This is a genomic window from Photobacterium sp. SP02 (assembly GCF_038519165.1).
Classification (GTDB): Bacteria; Pseudomonadota; Gammaproteobacteria; order Enterobacterales; family Vibrionaceae; genus Photobacterium; species Photobacterium halotolerans.
Genome location: NZ_JASJOJ010000185.1, coordinates 1 through 313 on the forward strand (window position 1 = coordinate 1; position 313 = coordinate 313).

The 313-nt window shown below is 55.9% G+C and carries 1 rRNA gene; it reads left to right on the plus strand.

Annotation, left to right across the window (positions count from 1 at the left end):
* Positions 1-243: 243 nt before the first annotated feature.
* Positions 244-313 (plus strand): 5S ribosomal RNA (gene rrf / locus P0Y67_RS22925); the annotation flags it as partial.

Genomic DNA, 313 nt, shown 5'->3' on the forward strand with positions numbered 1-313 from the left:
CCATACAACACCCAAGGGGTTTTACGGACTCCATGAGCACTTGAATGTTGTGCTGAGAACACTAGTTATCTTTCCAGCGATTGTCCCGCTCCGCGCACCTCAAGGTAGCGCAGGAAGAATCGGGGCTGGCAAAGCCGCCAACGCGCTGAACGAAGGCGTGTACTGAAGTACACAACTGAGTGAAGGAGGCAGGCAATACCGCCAGCATTGATTCTCACCAGCGGGATGGTCACACCGAATTTGCTTGGCGACCATAGCGTTGCGGACCCACCTGATCCCATGCCGAACTCAGACGTGAAACGCAGCAGCGCCG